Source organism: Curtobacterium sp. MCBD17_040 (assembly GCF_003234805.2).
Taxonomy (GTDB): Bacteria; Actinomycetota; Actinomycetes; order Actinomycetales; family Microbacteriaceae; genus Curtobacterium.
Window position 1 is genome coordinate 1,006,554 of sequence record NZ_CP126273.1, and the last position, 14,295, is coordinate 1,020,848.

Annotated in this window: 15 protein-coding genes and 1 tRNA gene; 12 read left to right on the forward strand and 4 right to left on the reverse strand. The window is 70.7% G+C overall.

Annotation, left to right across the window (positions count from 1 at the left end):
* The first annotated feature begins 98 nt into the window (after nucleotides 1-98).
* From DEI94_RS04855 to DEI94_RS04890, 8 genes are all read left to right on the forward strand, one after another.
* The gene (locus tag DEI94_RS04855) at nucleotides 99-872 is read left to right on the forward strand and encodes a pseudouridine synthase (protein ID WP_111027436.1); all 774 of its coding nucleotides are present in this window, start codon (nucleotides 99-101) and stop codon (nucleotides 870-872) included.
* Between the two features lie 123 nt (nucleotides 873-995).
* Nucleotides 996-2,156: a prephenate dehydrogenase gene (locus DEI94_RS04860; RefSeq protein ID WP_111027423.1), complete on the forward strand. Its 1,161-nt coding sequence runs from the start codon at nucleotides 996-998 to the stop codon at nucleotides 2,154-2,156.
* 254 nt (nucleotides 2,157-2,410) lie between these two features.
* A complete protein-coding gene (gene cmk / locus DEI94_RS04865) occupies nucleotides 2,411-3,127 on the forward strand; it encodes a (d)CMP kinase (protein WP_111012895.1) in 717 nt (238 codons plus the stop codon).
* A 3-nt stretch (nucleotides 3,128-3,130) separates the two neighbouring features.
* Nucleotides 3,131-4,678, forward strand: a complete 1,548-nt coding sequence (gene der, locus DEI94_RS04870) for a ribosome biogenesis GTPase Der (RefSeq protein WP_111027422.1) — start codon at nucleotides 3,131-3,133, stop codon at nucleotides 4,676-4,678.
* Between the two features lie 228 nt (nucleotides 4,679-4,906).
* The gene (locus DEI94_RS04875) at nucleotides 4,907-5,200 is read left to right on the forward strand and encodes a hypothetical protein (protein WP_111027421.1); all 294 of its coding nucleotides are present in this window, start codon (nucleotides 4,907-4,909) and stop codon (nucleotides 5,198-5,200) included.
* Nucleotides 5,197-6,957 (forward strand): coiled-coil domain-containing protein, encoded by a 1,761-nt coding sequence (locus DEI94_RS04880; RefSeq protein WP_111027420.1) that lies wholly within the window; start codon nucleotides 5,197-5,199, stop codon nucleotides 6,955-6,957. The genes DEI94_RS04875 and DEI94_RS04880 overlap by 4 nt, the downstream gene beginning before the upstream one ends.
* Nucleotides 6,954-7,490 (forward strand): hypothetical protein, encoded by a 537-nt coding sequence (locus tag DEI94_RS04885; RefSeq protein ID WP_111012814.1) that lies wholly within the window; start codon nucleotides 6,954-6,956, stop codon nucleotides 7,488-7,490. The genes DEI94_RS04880 and DEI94_RS04885 overlap by 4 nt, the downstream gene beginning before the upstream one ends.
* A 167-nt stretch (nucleotides 7,491-7,657) precedes the next feature.
* The gene (locus DEI94_RS04890; RefSeq protein WP_258368752.1) at nucleotides 7,658-8,242 is read left to right on the forward strand and encodes a hypothetical protein; all 585 of its coding nucleotides are present in this window, start codon (nucleotides 7,658-7,660) and stop codon (nucleotides 8,240-8,242) included.
* Nucleotides 8,243-8,303: 61 nt separating this feature from the next.
* Here DEI94_RS04890 and DEI94_RS04895 read toward each other — a convergent pair whose 3' ends face one another.
* Entirely contained in the window at nucleotides 8,304-10,448 is a 2,145-nt protein-coding gene (locus DEI94_RS04895) for a RecQ family ATP-dependent DNA helicase (RefSeq protein ID WP_111027419.1), read from the reverse strand.
* A gap of 82 nt (nucleotides 10,449-10,530) precedes the next feature.
* Nucleotides 10,531-10,824 carry a DUF503 domain-containing protein gene (locus tag DEI94_RS04900; protein WP_111011354.1) on the reverse strand — a complete coding sequence of 98 codons (294 nt, stop codon included), beginning with the start codon at nucleotides 10,822-10,824 and terminating at the stop codon, nucleotides 10,531-10,533.
* 79 nt (nucleotides 10,825-10,903) lie between these two features.
* On the opposite strand from DEI94_RS04900, the gene DEI94_RS04905 reads away from it, so the two are divergent.
* The 3 genes from DEI94_RS04905 to DEI94_RS04915 all read left to right on the forward strand — a co-directional run bounded on the left by DEI94_RS04905 (nucleotide 10,904) and on the right by DEI94_RS04915 (nucleotide 12,661).
* A complete protein-coding gene (locus DEI94_RS04905) occupies nucleotides 10,904-11,695 on the forward strand; it encodes an alpha/beta fold hydrolase (protein ID WP_111027435.1) in 792 nt (263 codons plus the stop codon).
* Nucleotides 11,696-11,826: 131 nt separating this feature from the next.
* Nucleotides 11,827-11,903 (forward strand) — tRNA-Pro (locus tag DEI94_RS04910).
* 581 nt (nucleotides 11,904-12,484) lie between these two features.
* Entirely contained in the window at nucleotides 12,485-12,661 is a 177-nt protein-coding gene (locus DEI94_RS04915) for a hypothetical protein (protein ID WP_181441864.1), read from the forward strand.
* A 59-nt stretch (nucleotides 12,662-12,720) separates the two neighbouring features.
* Here DEI94_RS04915 and DEI94_RS04920 read toward each other — a convergent pair whose 3' ends face one another.
* Nucleotides 12,721-12,930 (reverse strand): hypothetical protein, encoded by a 210-nt coding sequence (locus DEI94_RS04920; protein ID WP_111027418.1) that lies wholly within the window; start codon nucleotides 12,928-12,930, stop codon nucleotides 12,721-12,723.
* A gap of 2 nt (nucleotides 12,931-12,932) precedes the next feature.
* On the reverse strand, nucleotides 12,933-13,256 hold the full coding sequence (locus DEI94_RS04925; RefSeq protein ID WP_111012803.1) for a DUF7882 family protein: 324 nt from the start codon (nucleotides 13,254-13,256) through the stop codon (nucleotides 12,933-12,935).
* A 165-nt stretch (nucleotides 13,257-13,421) separates the two neighbouring features.
* On the opposite strand from DEI94_RS04925, the gene DEI94_RS04930 reads away from it, so the two are divergent.
* The gene (locus tag DEI94_RS04930; RefSeq protein ID WP_284183735.1) at nucleotides 13,422-14,138 is read left to right on the forward strand and encodes a hypothetical protein; all 717 of its coding nucleotides are present in this window, start codon (nucleotides 13,422-13,424) and stop codon (nucleotides 14,136-14,138) included.
* Nucleotides 14,139-14,295 lie beyond the last annotated feature (157 nt).

The window sequence follows — 14,295 nt, forward strand, 5'->3', positions numbered from 1 at the left end:
GGACGCCAGAGCGCCCCATCATCCCCGAGTGGGATGACGCGACCGGCTCGGGAACCGGGCGTGGAGGTCCGGATGGGGCGGGCCTCCCGGCCGGCGATCTGCCCCAGGGAGAGCGCCTGCAGAAGGTGATCGCGGCAGCGGGGATCGCGAGTCGGCGGGTGGCCGAGAACCTCATCGCCGAGGGACGCGTCACGGTCAACGGCGAGGTCGTCGATGCTCTCGGCCGACGCGTGGACCCCGAGCACGACGAGATCGCCGTCGACGGTCTCGCGGTGCAGGTGGACGCCTCGCGTCGATACGTGATGCTCAACAAACCGACGGGCGTCGTCTCGAGCATGCACGACGAGCACGGACGGCCCGACCTGTCGCAGTACGCCGACCGGTACGACGAGCGACTGTTCAACGTCGGGCGGCTCGATGCCGAGACCTCGGGCCTCCTGGTCCTCACGAACGACGGCGCGCTCGCGCACGTCCTCGCCCACCCGTCGTTCGGCGTGACCAAGACCTACATCGCGAAGGTCGAGGGCGGCGTCACGCCCGCGACGATCCAGCGCCTCATCGACGGTGTCGAACTCGAGGACGGTCCGATCGCGGCGGACAAGGCGCGGTTGCTCGAGAACGCGCGCGGGTCCTCCCTGGTCGAGATCACGTTGCACTCCGGACGGAACCGGATCGTGCGTCGCATGCTCGACGCGGTCGGTCACCCGGTCGAGGAGCTCGTGCGTCGGTCGTTCGGGCCGCTCCACCTCGGCACGCTCGGCGTGGGCCGGCAGCGTGCGTTGACGGCGCAGGAGCTCGGAGCGCTGCTCACCATCGCGCGACGGCATCGGAACCGTGGATCGGACCGCGTGGAGCGGGACCCGGAGGACTGACGCGCTGCGGCCACGACGAGCCGTCGCGTCGGGCATCGGTAGGCTCGGGTGGTGCCCGCGGTACCGGGGCGCCCCGAGCGCCGTCGTCCTCGGGCCCCTGCGTGTGATGGAGAGGACACGACCGTGACCCGAACGGATCCGTCGGCCTCGTCCGGGCCCTCCCGCACCGCCCCGACCGCCGCGCCCGAGTCCACCGGCCAGCGTCGGGTCAGCGGACAGGTCCGGATCGTCGGGACCGGGCTCCTCGGCGCATCGATCGGACTCGCGCTCCGGCAACAGGGCGTGGACGTCGTCCTCGACGACGCCTCGCCTGCAGCGCTCGCGCTCGCCGCGGACTACGGGGCCGGTCGACTCGCGTCCGACGGTGACCGCCCCGGCCTCGTCGTCGTCGCGGTGCCACCGGACGTGACCGCGTCGGTCGTCGCACGCGAGTTGGACGCACACCCGGACGCGGTCGTCACCGATGTCTCGAGCGTCAAGGCGGGTCCGCTGGCAGCGCTCCGACAGCGCGGAGCGGACGTCAGCCGATACGTGGGATCGCACCCGATGGCGGGTCGCGAGCGCAGCGGCGCCATCGCCGCGCGCGCGGACCTGTTCATCGGACGGCCCTGGGTCATCGCGGGCCACCAGGGCATCACGCATCAGCGTGCCGTGGCCGTCGAGGACCTCGCGCTGGACCTCGGCGCGACCGTCGTCGAGATGGACGTCGACACCCACGACGAGGCCGTCGCCCTGGTCTCCCACGCGCCCCAACTCGTGTCGACGCTGATGGCCTCGCAGCTGCGCAACGCCCCCGACACGTCGCTCGGTCTCGCGGGTGGCGGCGTTCGCGACGTCACCCGGGTGGCCGCGAGCGATCCCGGCCTCTGGGTCCAGATCCTCGGTGCGAACGCGCCGCGGATCCGGCCGGTGCTCGAGGCGTTCCGCGCTGAACTCGACGCCGTCATCGCCGCGCTCGCCGAGCCCACCGCCCCGGGAGCCCCCAGGACGATCGCGGGCGCGATGGCCGCCGGCAACCTCGGCGTGGCCCGGCTGCCCGGCAAACACGGCACGACCCGGCGGTACAGCCAGGTCGTCGTGCTCATCGACGACCAGCCCGGCCAACTGGCCCGCCTGCTGACCGAGATCGGGCAGATCGGCGTCAACCTCGAGGACCTGCGCCTCGAGCACTCGCCGGGAGCACCCATCGGCATCGTCGAGGTCTCGGTGGTACCGGAGGAAGAACAGCGGCTGCTCGACGAGCTCGAGCGCCGTGGATGGAGGGTCGCAGCGGCATGGGCATGAACGGCACCGACGAAATGGGCACCGACGAGATGGGCACCGACGAGATGGGCATCGACGGGACGGGCACCGCGGCGATGGGCGACACGGCGCTCGGCGACAGCGGCGTGACCGGTGGTCCGGACGGCCCCGACGCCGGCCTCCCGACTCCGGGTGGTGCGCCCGGTCCGGCGACACCGGGCGGCGGTGCTCCCGGTGGCGGGATCAGTGACGTGCTCGGCGGCGCTCCGGCCGGTCCGGCCGGCGAGCCGGGTTCGATGCGGGACCCCCTGCCCGCGGGTCTGCCGCAGGGCGCGTACGTCGCGAAGTTCGTGGTCGCCGTGGACGGTCCGGCGGGGAGCGGCAAGTCGAGCGTGTCGCGGGCGGCGGCGCGGGTGCTGGGCTTCGACTACCAGGACACGGGAGCCGCCTACCGGGCGCTCGCGTGGCACGCGCTCCGGTCCGGCGTCGACCTGGACGACCCGGCAGCCGTCGTGGCGTCCTGGGACACGTTCCGCTACCAGATCGGCACCGACCCCGACGACTACTTCGTCCGCGTGGGCGACACGGACGTCACCGAGGCGATCCGGACCCCCGAGGTGACCGCTGCGGTTGCGCACATCGCCAAGCTCCCGGCCGTCCGGGCCAAGCTCGTGCAGTTGTTCCGCGACGTGATGCGCCGTGCGGACGCGCCGGGGATCATCACCGAGGGGCGCGACATCACGACGGTCGTCGCGCCGGACGCCGAGGTGCGGATCCTGCTGACGGCGGACGAGTCGGTTAGAATGGCCCGACGTTCTGCTGAGGTGACGACGCAGACACCCGAGGAGACGGCCCGTGCCCTGGCGCGACGTGACCAGGCCGATGCTCGGGTCGTCGACTTCATGAACGCCGCGGACGGTGTCACCACCGTCGACTCCACCGATCTCGACTTCGACCAGACCGTGCAGGCGGTGGTCGATCTGGCCCGAACGGCCACCACCCCACAGGACTGACACATGGCGCATCTCGACGACCTGAGCGACGACGTCGCTGACTCCTCCGGCGGGGACTCGTTCCCCGAGTACGACCGCGCGCTCGGCGAGCGGCTCGACCAGCTCGACGACGCCGACGCGGAACAGCGGGCGAACGCGCTCCGGGCTGGACTCGAGGACTACGACCTCGACGAGGAGGACATCGAGCTCCTCGACGGCGCCGAACTCGGTGAGGACGGCCAGACCTATCTGCCGGCCCTGCCGGCGCTCGCGATCGTGGGACGTCCGAACGTCGGCAAGTCGGCGCTGGTCAACCGGATCCTCGGCCGCCGCGAAGCAGTCGTCCAGGACGTCCCGGGTGTGACGCGCGACCGGGTCTCCTACAAGGCGGAATGGAACGGCAAGCGCTTCACGCTCGTCGACACCGGCGGGTGGGAGCCCGACGCCACGGGCATCAACGCGTCCGTGGCGGCGCAGGCAGAGGTCGCCGTGGACCTGGCGGACGCCGTCCTGTTCGTCGTGGACGCCACCGTCGGCGCGACCGCGACGGACGAGCACGTCGTGCGGATGCTCCGGGGAACCGACAAGCCGGTCATCGTCGCCGCGAACAAGGTCGACGACGAGCGCCGCGAGCTCGACGTCCACGAGTTGTGGAACCTGGGCCTCGGCGAGCCGCACCCGGTGTCGGCCCTGCACGGTCGCGGCGTCGCTGACCTGCTGGACCTCGTCGTGACGACGCTGCCCGACACCTCCGCGGTCGCCAAGCAAGAGGTGGGCGGCCCCCGTCGCGTCGCGATCCTCGGCCGACCGAACGTCGGCAAGAGCTCGCTGCTCAACAAGGCGGCGGGCGAGGAACGGGTGGTGGTGAACGACCTCGCCGGGACGACGCGCGATCCCGTCGACGAGCAGATCGAGCTGGGCGGCCGGGTCTGGCGCTTCGTCGACACGGCGGGCATCCGCAAGCGGGTGCACATGCAGCAGGGCGCCGACTTCTACGCGTCGCTCCGCACCACGGCGGCGCTCGAGAAGGCCGAGGTCGCGGTCGTCATCCTCGACGTGACCGAGCCGATCTCGGTGCAGGACCTGCGGATCATCGACCTCGTCCTCGAGTCCGGCCGCGCGCTCGTGCTCGCGTTCAACAAGTGGGACCTGCTCGATGACGACCGCCGGCGGTACCTGGAGCGTGAGATCGAGCAGGACCTGGCACACGTGGCCTGGGCGCCGCGCGTCAACATCTCGGCTCGGACCGGTCGGCACCTCGAGAAGCTGGTGCCCGCGCTGACGGTCGCGCTCGACTCGTGGGACACGCGCATCCCCACCGGGAAGGTCAACGCCTTCATCGCGGAACTCGTCCAAGAACACCCCCACCCCGTCCGCGGCGGCAAGCAGCCGCGGATCCTGTTCGGGACGCAAGCGTCCTCGCGACCCCCGACATTCGTCCTGTTCACCACCGGCTTCCTGGACCCGCAGTACCGGCGCTTCATCACCCGACGCCTCCGTGAGGTCTGGGGCTTCGAGGGGACCCCGATCACCGTCAACATGCGCGTGCGCGAGCGGCGGAAGCGGCCGTAGGTCCGGAACATCGAGGAGGGGGTGCCGTCGTCACGACGGCACCCCCTCCTCGATGCCCGCGGGCGTCCTCGGCTGTCCCGCCTGCTCGATCTCCTCGCAGCCGTTGGTCAAATATCAGTCGATCGGTCGGCTAGCCTGAGGGAGCGGGACGGGGGCCCCGCGGGTGCTGCCGGGTCTGTCACCGGCCCGGCAGCACAGCAGACGTGGGCGACGGGACGAGGGGGAACCATGGCGGGATCGACGACGGACGAACTCCGCATCAGCCGCGGGGAACTGGAGGCGCTCGCCCGCACGCTGGACGAGGCCGCGGACCGCGTGCTGATCGACCCGCGCATGCTCGGCCCGCACGACGACGCGGTCGGGCGAGCCGACGTGGTCGCGGAACTCGACGACGTGGTCGCTCGACAGGTGGCGCGATCCCGCGCGTGTGCCGACGACCTCCACCACCTCGGTGCCTTCGCGCGGACCACCGCTGACCGGATGGCGGAATGCGACGGGCTGTTGGCCGTCGCGGCGCGATGACCGACGACGACCCGGGCGCGGGAGACCCAGGTCAGCTCCGATCGTTGGCGCGCAACCGTGATGCGGTCCTGCGTGCCACCTCGGCTGCGGTCCGCGCCGTCCGCTCGGCAACCGAGTTCGACCACACCGCATGGGCGGGGTCGGCCGCGGACGCCTTCGCCGCGACCGTGCCGTCCGTCCTGGCCTCGGCGCTCGTCCTGGAGGCCGGTCTCCAGTTCCACGAAACGGCGCTCGCCCGGTACGCGGACGGCGTCGCTGCGATCCAGGAGGAACAGCGCGAAGCCCTCCGTCAGCTCGCCGAGGCCGAGGCGACCATCGGGTCCGAGCGGACATGGCTCCTGGACCTCGACGACCAGTTCCACCGCGTCACGGCACTCGGTGCGGGTGAACCCGGGGACCTCGCGGACCTCCGTCAGCAGCGCACTCGTGCCGAGGACACGGCGGCGCTCGCCGAACGGGAGCGCGCAGACGTGGAATCGGCGCTTGAGGACCTCCGCGTCCGGAGGCGTCGCCTCGACGGCGCCTTCGTCGAGGCGCTGCACGACGCCGACGATGCGAACGCCGTGGTCCGGCGCGCAGGCGTGGCGGCATCGGCCACGGACCTCGTCGCCTTGCTCGCCGCGATGACGCCTGAGCAGGTGAGGTCCTACGCAGACGCGCACCGTGCGCTCGTGCGGGCTGCCTTCTCCGGCGGCGCCGACGCGGTCAGGCGCCGCTGGGACAGCATGGGCGTCAGTGATGGCACCACGGCCGTCCAGTCGGCGCTGCTCGCAGCACTGCCGTCGTTCTTCGGGTCGCTCGACGGGGTCCCGGTGGAGGCGCGCGTCGCCGCGAACCGGCACGTGGCGGTGCGCCGCATCCGTCGGTTGGACCATGAGCGTGCCGCCCTCGTCGCGCGTGGCCGCCGCGGCGAGGGGGACCTCCGACAGCGCATCGCCCAGCTCGACGCGGAACGCGCGTACCTGGCACTCGTCGTGGCCGGACGTCGACGGACGTACCTGCTGGACATCGACCACAGCCGCATCATCGAGGTCCTCGGGACGCCGAGCCCCGCGACGAGGCACGTGATCACCTACGTGCCCGGGACCTTCACCAACCTCGACGCCATGTACGGCGGGGGAGTGCGGCAGGTGCCCGCGTACCTGTCGAGGCGACACCAGGAGGACGCGGTCGTGTTCGTGTACAAGGACGGCCGATTCCCCGGAGTCGTGGAGCCCGACGGGACAACGACCGCGAAGGGCTTCGTGATCGAGGCCAACGACACGGCCTTCGCGCTCCGCAGTGGCCGACAGTTGGCGTCGTTCACCCGCGGCGTTGAGTCCGACCCAGTCCTCGCCGCTGCCCGGTCGACGGCGATCGGACACAGCTGGGGCCTGGCGAACGTCGCCGCGTCCGAGGTCGCCGGAAGTCGGTACGACGCCGTCGTCTCGCTCTCCGGTGCGGGGATGCCGCTGGACTGGCGCGCGGACCCGGCCACCGAGTACTTCGACTACTCGTACAACGACGTCCTGCAGGTGCTCCAGGCGCCCGTGCTCGATGCTGTCTGGCAGGGTGTCAACCCGCGGCACGAGCCGGCGTTCGAGCACGGTCCGTACTACCGCAGCCCCGCTGACGACGCCGCGGATCGCACACCCGGGCTCGCGGCGAGGGTCGAAGCAGAGCTCGGTGCCCTCACGAGCAACCATTTGCTGGTCGCGTCGAACGCGCCGGCCAACCGCCCGCTCCTCCAGGACCTCGACCGGCAGGTGCTGCGTTGACCGGTCCGCTGACGAACTCGTTCGCCGGTACCGTCTGCGCGATCGCCGTACTGACCGCACTCGGAGGCTGCGCCGTGATCCAACCACCCTCGCCACCCACGCCGACCAGGACCCCGGGCGAACCGACGATCGCTGAGGTCAAGGCCGGCGTGCAGCGCCGGGAGCACCAGATCGCCGATCTCGTCCCCGCCGAACTCGTCGACCGCACGCGGTCGCTGGACGAGGGCTCATTCCTGAGCTGCGCCGACGGCCGACAATCCTGGACGGGCCGGACGTGGGTGTACCTGCATGACGCCGATCAGGTCCGCCCTGCGGTCGAGATGATCCGGCGGGCGCTCGTCGAGGCCGGAGACGGCGTCGTGTCGATACGAACGGACGCTGCCGGTGATCGCGGGGTCACCTTGACCCTGCCCCACGACGAGCAGTACCTGATCGGACCCGGGCCGGATTCGGACCCGACGGCGATCTGGATCGACTCGTTCTCGCGGTGCGTCGTGCTGCCGGGGGGTGTGCTGCCCGGCGACTCCTACTGATGCATCGCTGCCGTGCCGTGCCGTGCCGTGCGGCCGGTCATCGTGCTGGGGGTCGTGCGGACGCTTGGCTCGCGTCGCCGGTCGCTCGACCACCCGCGTGAACCGTTCTCTCAGCGACCGATGCGGCACCATTGATGCTCGGGATCGACCCGGAGGGCAGAACGAGGATGACGCAGGCGTCGCACGGCGGTGCACTCGGCCACGGCCAGCGCAACGGTCTGCACGGACTCGCAGCGCTCGCGGACAGGGCGTGGTGCCGGTTGCGCCTCGACCGCCTCGCCGGTGGGCGTCAGGCCGGGTACGTGATCCGTGAGGACATGCGGCGGCATCCGCGGACGGTGCGCGCGTTCCGATGGATCCGTTGGCTCCTCGTGGCCGAGACGCTCGTGGGGCTCACCGCCATCGTCATCGCGGTCGTGCTCACACGGGCCGGCGTTGCCGTTCCATGGGCAGTGTGGTTCCGGGCGACCGTTGTGCTCCTGATCACCCTGACCCTCTCCGTGTTCGCGTGGCGGGCGCAGCTCGGGTACTACTGGGCATACTCACGGCTGCGGCTGTTCAGCAGGATCTTCCCCGTCGTCACGCTCGTCATCGCCGCGATCCCCGGCCTGTACCCGTTCTGGATGGTCGTCGAGCAGATCCTGTTCTCGCTGCTCATGATCGGGATCGGTGACTTCTTGACGTCGGACCACATGCGCGCCGCGTTCCCGAAGCCCGCGCCGCGGACCAGGAGTCGACGGGAACGGAGCTGAGGCAGCCGGAGCTGATGCGGCTCGCGCTGGATCCGTCCGCGCTGGCGTTCCGGGTGCTCGGTCAGGCCACCACAGCGAGTGCGAATGGCAGGACCTGCTCGACTCCGGCCTGCCGCAGCACTCGTCCGGCGACGGTCATGGTCCACCGACTGTCCACGAGGTCGTCGACGAGCAACACCGGCCCGTGGTGTTCCTCGAGCGCGGCTCCGAGGTCGGGTCCGACGCGCACGCGGTCCCAGATGCCGGCGAGTCGATACGCACTGTTCGTCGCGCCGTCCGCGCGCATGGTGCCGCCCGTCCGCTCGAGAGTCCCGAGGAACCGCAGCTTGCCGATCCGCGCGAGCTCCCCCGCGAGCGAAGCGACCAGGAGCGGTCGCGTCCGTGACGGAAGCGCGACGACACCGGTGGGTCGGGCCTCCCAGGGCCAGTCGCGCAGCGCGCGGACGCAGCCCTGCATGAGCTCCGCGCTGATCGGGGTGTCGGCGCTGTCCGGCGCGAACAGCGCGCGGAGCGGGCCGCCCCAGCCGAGGTCGGTGAGGCGTGCGACGGCCCGGCCAGTCACGACCTGTTCGGCTGGAGTGATCTTGCCCTTGACGGGGACGTGGAGCCGGTCCATCCCGGACGGCCACTGGAGTCGCGGCGGGATCTCGACGCCGACCTGGTCGAGCGTGCGAGCCGCCTCGGACGAGGCGGCTTCAGCCACATCGGTCGGGTACCACGCGTCTGCGCAGATGTCGCAGCGGCCGCAGGGTTCCGCCGTCGGGTCGTCGAGGTCCTGCTGCAGCATCTGCATCCGGCACGTCGTCGCGTGCTCGTACCGGATCATCGACTCCTGCTCGGCGATGCGCGCCCGCGCGACTCGTTCGTACCGCTCGGCGTCGTACTGCCACGGTTCACCCGTGGCGACCCAGCCGCCGGACACGCGGCGGACCGCGCCGTCGACGTCCAAGACCTTGAGCAACAGCTCGAGCGTCGATCGCTTGATGTCGACGAGGCCTTCGAGCGCCACCGTCGAGAACGCCCGATCCCGCTCGAGTTGCCGGAGCACGGCGTTCGCACGGTCCTCGGACGGCATCGAGGCGTTCGCGAAGTACTGCCAGATCTCGCGGTCCTCGCGACCGGGGAGCAGCAAGACGTCGGCGTTCGGGGTGGCCCGACCTGCACGCCCGATCTGCTGGTAGTACGCGACCGGCGAGGACGGCGCCCCGACGTGGACGACGAACCCCAGGTCCGGCTTGTCGAACCCCATCCCGAGGGCGCTCGTGGCGACGAGGGCGCGGAGTTCGTTGTCCTTCAGCTGCTGCTCGAGCTGCGCGCGTTCCTCGGCGTCGGTGCGACCGGTGTAGGCCCGGACGGCATGGCCGGCCTCGCGGAGGAGGCGAGCGATGTCCTCGGCCGCCGACACCGTCAGCGTGTAGATGATCCCGCTGCCCGGCAGGTCCTGCAGGTGCGCGATGAGCCACCCGAGGCGAGCACGCGCGTCCGGGAGGTCCAGCACACCGAGACGCAGCGACGCTCGCGCGAGCGAACCACGGATCGTGAACACCGGTGCGTCCGGTGTGACCGTGAGCTGTTCCTCGACGTCGGCCACCACCCGGGCATTCGCGGTCGCGGTCGTCGCGAGGACGGGAACCCCGTCCGGCAGGGCTCGGATCAGGTCGGCGAGACGCCGGTAGTCGGGGCGGAAGTCGTGACCCCAGTCGGAGATGCAGTGGGCCTCGTCGACGACGAGCAGGCCGAGCCGTTCGACCAGGGTCGGGAGCTGTTCGTCTCGGAAGCGCGGGTTGTTGAGGCGTTCGGGGGAGACGAGGAGCACGTCGACCTCGTCGGCGCGGAGCGCGGCGGTGATGTCGCCCCACTCGTGCGCGTTCGCCGAGTTGATCGCCATCGCTCGAACGCCGGCCCGTGCCGCGGCCGCCACCTGATCCCGCATGAGCGCCAGCAGTGGCGAGACGAGGACGGTCGGACCGGCGCCGCGGCGCCGCAGCAACAACGTGGCGAGGAAGTAGACCGCCGATTTACCCCATCCGGTGCGCTGCACCACGAGCGCGCGCTGCCGGTGTGCGACGAGCGCACTGATCGCCTCGAGCTGGCCGTCGTGGAACACGGCGTCCTGCCGCCCGGTCAGGGCGTGCAGCGCCTCGAGCGCCTCGGCGCGGAGGGCTTCGGACGGGGCCACGACGGTGGCGGGATCGCTGGTCACCACTCCATGGTGACAGGCGGGGCCGACAACACCTGGGCCTCCCGGCCATCCTGTGGACAACGAGGCGGGTAGGCGCTCTGTGGGATCAGTCCTCGGAGCTGATCAGGCGGCGTCGTGCCGACAGCAGGTCGACCTCCGGCCGCTCGGCCATCCACTGCTCGGCCGCGTCGAGTACCTCGACGACGTGCCCGGCGGAGGCAGCCACGGCCGCCAGCCCGACGCCCGCGCGGCGGTGCAGGTCGAGATGGTCGGTCTCCGCAGCGCTCACGGCGAACCGGCGGCGGAGCTCCGCGACGATGGGACGGACGACCGCACGCTTCTCCTTGAGGGAGTGCACATCACCGAGCAGCAGGTCGAACTCCAGGGTCCCCGTCCACATGCGCTCCAGTCTCCACCGGAGTCCACAGGATCCGTCGGGAGGCACCGCGCTCGTCGCGGACTCGTCCTACCGTGGTGGCATGAGCGATCGACACCTCGACATCCCCGGCTCCCGGCTCGCGTACGACGTCTCGGGCGCCGGTGACCGCGTCGTCATCGTCGCGCACGGCCTCGGCGCCAGCCGGGCGGCGGAGGACGCCGAGGGCGTGTTCGACTGGTCCGCGGTCGCCGCGGACGCCCGCCTCGTCCGGTACGACGCTCGCGGCCACGGGGTCTCCACCGGTCGCGCGCAGCCGTCCGACTACCAGTGGGCGGCGCTCGCCGACGACCTGCTGGCGCTCGCGGACGCCGTGTCGCCGGATGCACCAGTTGATGCCATCGGTGCGTCGATGGGCACTGCGACGATCATCTGGGCAGCCACGCGACGCCCAGAACGGTTCCGTCGCCACGTGCTCAGCATTCCGCCGACGGCGTGGGGGACCCGGGCCAACCAGGGGAACCTGTACCGGGCGGGTGCCGACCTCGTCGAACGCGAGGGGATGGACGGGTGGCGCCGTGCCATGGCGGCAGCTCCGCCGGTGCCGATCCTGGAGCAGGGCGGGTGGGCGTTCGATCGCGACCCCGATGTGCCTGCGGACTTGCTGCCGTCGGTGTTCCGCGGCGCCGCCGGGTCGGACTTCCCCGATGCCGATGTCGTCGCCACGATCGGGCACAAGACGCTGCTGCTGCCGTGGGCGACGGACTCGGGGCATCCGGTGAGCACGGCCGAACGGCTCGCCGAGCTGCTGCCGTCCGCCACGCTCGAGGTCGCTGAGACGCCGGACACGATCCGGGGGTGGGGCGCGAGAGCTGCGTCGTTCCTCCGCGGCTGAGGACGGTCCTCCCCGGCGGTCTGGCCCGCCGAGCGCCCGCTGGCTGGCGTGCGCGGCCGGGAGGCGCGGGTCCGCTATGCTTGTCGGGTCGCTCTGGTCGGAGCGGCACCAGAGTCCGCTCGTCGGGCTCTCGGGCTGTGGCGCAGCTTGGTAGCGCACTTGACTGGGGGTCAAGGGGTCGCAGGTTCAAATCCTGTCAGCCCGACCAAGGGGCCAACGTGAAAATCGTCTGAAGAACCGGCTCACAAGAAGAAGCTCACCGAGGATCTCGGTGGGCTTCTTTCTCGTTTCGGCGGCTGCCTGTGCTTTCGAGCTGTCCGGCAGCTCGACCCAGGGCACGAGGGACTGCTGCAGGTTCGGCACGAGCGTTGCAGGGCCGGTCTGCCCGTCCGATCGGGTTGATGGAACGATTCGCTGCAGGCGACGGCGCACGGCGCGTTGCAGACGCATACCTCATGATGAGCGTTTCGTAAACCCTCCTGTTCGGGACGGGGCCGTCCTTACGCTTCAAGTGCTGGCTCAGTCCCCGTCAGCCGCTCCGAGCACTCGTGACCTTGGCTCGCTGTGTCTCACGAATCCGTAGGAGCTGACCTTGTATCGAGTCGATCGTGCCGCCGATTTCCATCTTCCAACGCTGACTCGGGAACGGCATCTCCCGCAGCGATCGGTTCGCCTGCACACCTACCGTGTCAGCCCGCGGCTCCGCTCCTCGGCGCTTGCAGAGAGGCTGGGTGGCTCGTGGGTGCCAGGAGCCGACAGGTGCGGTCTGCTCGACATCGAGGGGACGGCGTGGCCATGGTGAGGCGGAACGCGGTCACTGCCCGGTCCACCGGAGCGCAATGGCTCTTGTCGGTCGGCAGGACACCGCTGCTCCGCGTTGACACGCCCGCAGAAGCAGAAGTGTTCGGCAGGGAGCTTGCAACGGCGCTCGGGCTGACGTTCGACACCACCGGCACGCTGGGCTGACGACCAGGCCGTTCGGTGGTGGGCAGTGAGGCTCGTGCTGAGGCGGGGCCGCGAGCGCGTCAGTCCGCGTCGATACCGGTGATGGCGATGCTGACACCGGGCTCGATCAGAAGTTCGGTCTGCCGGTATGAGCCTTCGCCGTGGTTCACGCGCATCCATGTCGGGGCTTCCGCCCGGACCGCAGCGAGCAGCGTCGCCTTGACCTCGTCGAGGTCCGCGTCAGTCACGCTGTAGTCGATACCGCCGTAGGTGATGTTGATCCGCTTCATGGTCAGTTGTCGCCGTTCCCGGTCGCCGGTGAGCGCGGTTCCTCGAGGACCTGAAGCCCTTGCGCTGTGTTCGAGGAGAGCTCCAGGGCGGCTATCCACTCCCGGTTGAGAGCGGGCATCCGGCTACCGTAGAACTTGAACACCAGCGGGATCGTCGGATGGATCCAGATGGTGGTTCGGCCGTCGCCGACTCGTCGGTCGTCTTTCCAAGAAAAGTAGAACGCTTCGTTCCGGCGCAGCTTCAGGCCGATCACGATCTGCAGATGCCCGAGGAGCCGGTCGTCGAACTCGACGTTGAGCGAGTGGTCGTACGTCAAGCTACCCATGATGCGCCCTCATCCAATTTGGACATCAGGGCCGCCCACTGGCGAACAAGATGCGGCCGCCCGCAACCTGCGAAGCGCCCTGGGGCTATCCTACTCGCGATATCCGAGGCCGGGCCCCGGCGGCCATGACGTTCTCGTGTCCGCGACGCTGCAGGAGTCGTCGGGATGGCCCTGCTGCACGCCGTCCCCGCTCTCCGTCTCGGGCCGAGAACGACCGAGGGCGGGGGTCTTCTGCTCGAGGCTCCGGACGAGGTCTTCGTCGACGATGCCTTCGTGTTCGCGGGGCTCTGGCACGTTCATGACCTGGCTTGCTCGGCCGAGGAGGATCTCCGCTGGGGCGACGTCACCGCTCTCGAGGAGCACCGAGAAGGCGACGGTGTCCGGGGTGCCGCTGGTCTGCTCGGACCCGGAAACGTGGCTACCCGGGGCAGCCCGATGGAGGCCGCGACAGCTCGACCTGTCGGAGCGCCCGGATCGGTGTGCACCAGGAGCCGTGCAGCGGCGTGCGAGTGCAGATGCTCCGGCGCGTACGGTCGACTCATGAAGCACGTGACGTACTCGGACAAGTCGCTCCTGTTGGGCGACACCACGGCAGATCTGCTCCTCGAGTACGCCAGTGCCCTCGGCACCGACGGCACCGCGGACGCCGTCACCGTCAAGGCGATGAGCTCCGATGGCGACGACGTCGAAGCGACGTTCCTCCTCGGCGAAGGCGCACCGCTCATGGCTGAGACCTCGACCACCACAGTGCCCGACCCCGACAACGCAGACGCGGACACCTATCTGCGGGAAAAGATCGAAGCCCTCGTCCACCCGGCCAAGGCGACGACCCTGCCGCAGGGAGACGTCTACCCGGACGACTACGCCGAGTTCCAGTCGTGAGAGCCGCCGCCACGGCTGTGGACACGCACCTCTGCGCGTCGGTGCGCGATCTCGTGCGGGGAGGAAGGGCCTCCCCAGCGGGATCATCCGGAGGCTAGCTGCCGAGCAGCAGCACTCGTCCGCCGCCCGAGGCGCGACGTGCTGCGGCTCCCCCCGC